Below are 1,922 nucleotides of genomic sequence, written 5' to 3'. Positions count from 1 at the left end.
TATAACCTGACTTTTGCAGCTGGAAAAGATCGTTTACCATGCATGAGCTGGGTAAACGGCCTTGCTCTCAGTGACGTTTCTGTTGGTGCACAACTTCTCGGGGCTTGGGTTTTCTCATCGCGGCCATGATGTCGCGCACCTGCCCCTTTGAGAGCGCGCGGCGGGTGAGGTCGACTCCCGCGGCGCCCCCGAGCGCGTCCGTGAGGTCGGTTCGGTAGTCGAAGAGCCAATGGTTCTCGTCGAGCCGGTGGCCCACGATGCCGGAGAGCGCCTCCTGGACGGCTGCGGCGGAGGGGCGCGACCCGGTTCCCCTCTCCACGTCGGCCTGGATGAGGCGCATGACGACCAAAGCGATGAAGCAGATGAGGAAATGGGCCCTGATATGGGTCTCCGTTGAGCAGAACACCGGGCGCGCCCCCAGGTCCCCCTTGATGACCCGGAAGGACTCCTCGATCTTCCACAGCCCCCGGTAGGCGTCGATGATCTCGCCATCTCCCATATCGACCTCCGAGGTGATGATGCAGTAGTAGCCATCGTATCGGGCGTCCTGCGCGATGGCGGCCTCGTCGAGGGCCCAGGCGAGCCTGCCCACCTCGCCGGTCTCCGGATCGACCGGCGTGGCCTTCGCATAGCGCGCGCTGGAGCGCGCGAAGGCGCGCCCCGCGTCCCCGCGCTCGAGCGAGCGCAGGCTCTTCTCGATAACCTTCTCGCGTTCGCGGCGGCTCCGCTCGGCGAAGTCGCGCGACCAGAAGGCCACCTGTTTGACCGGTATCTTTACTTGGCGGCGCCTTCCATCGGCGCCCGTCACGTAGACGGCCCTCTCCGCCTGACGGGATTTGATCCTGTAGGTGCCGCTTCCATTGGATTCATATCCATCCTCGGAAAGCACCCACCCTTTGAGCCCGGCGTCCGCCCCGCGCACGCTCTGGGAGAAGATGAAGCCGTTGCGGTCGAGCACGCAGCGGGCGATGTTGGCCGAGGCGTTGAGACCCTTGTCGGCGACCACCACGACGCGCTCGCCCGACCGCACGCCCGCCTGCTCCATGGCGGGCACCAGGGTGGACACATCGGGCACGTTGCCGGGGAAGAGGGCGTAGTCGAGCGGGATCCCGTCGGCGTCTAGAAACAGCCCCATCTGCACGATCGGGCTCCTGCGGTTCTCCTTGGAGACCCCGTGCATGCGGAAGCCGTCCTCGTCTTCAACCTCGAAGTAGTAGTTGGTCACGTCGTAGTAGAGCCGCGTTGCGTCTCTTGGGCCGCGTGCGCCCTCGATGCTCTCGTTCATGTGCAGGACGAGTTCGCGTGCGCGCTCTTCCAGGTAGGTCAGCGCCCGGTACGTGTCATCGAGGGAGAAGGGGCACTTGCGGGGGAAGCGGCCCCGCCCCTCCCAGGCGCTCCTTTTCGAGGAGGGGTGTGCGATGCGGTCCCAGACCAGGAGCTCGAGCACCCGGTAGGGGTCGAAGGAGGCCTTGCGCGCCGTGCGCCTCCTCTCGAAGAAGTCGAGGAGGCCGAGATCGCGGTTGAGGTAGCCGTCCACCACCGCCGCGCCCAGCTCGATCTGGGCCCCGCGGTCGCGCTTGTCGATCTTCTGGCGCGGGGGGATCTTCACGACCACGGGGGCCGTCTCGGAGCGGCGCTCCTCGTTTCTCCGGGCGCACTCCTCGGTGAAGTGGGCGATGGGGTCCGCGATGCCCTGGCGCTGGAAATCATCGACGTATCCCAGGGACTCGATCGTGCGGGACATGTTCTTGCCCCGCTCGTCGCGGTATCCCTCGACGATCGTGAGATATACCCGACCGCTTTTCTTCTTGGACTTCCGAAGATACATGAAAGCACTCCTGAGCTGCGGTGATAATCTATTTCATCATATCATACACCGACATACACCGTGCTGAAAAGTCACAGGAAATATGTAAAGAAAA

The 1,922-nt window shown here is 64.2% G+C and carries 1 protein-coding gene; it reads right to left on the bottom strand.

From position 1 onward, the window contains the following. Positions 1-67: 67 nt before the first annotated feature. Entirely contained in the window at positions 68-1,828 is a 1,761-nt protein-coding gene (locus B5F33_RS10710; RefSeq protein WP_087411810.1) for an IS1634 family transposase, read from the bottom strand. Positions 1,829-1,922: the final 94 nt, after the last annotated feature.

The organism is Collinsella sp. An2 (assembly GCF_002160065.1).
Classification (GTDB): Bacteria; Actinomycetota; Coriobacteriia; order Coriobacteriales; family Coriobacteriaceae; genus Limicola.
This window is presented reverse-complemented; position numbering and strand designations above follow the sequence as displayed.

Coding starts and splice junctions, on each gene's coding strand:
- B5F33_RS10710 (WP_087411810.1), bottom strand. CDS start 1,828: ATGTATCTTCGGAAGTCCAAGAAGAAAAGCGGTCGGGTATATCTCACG.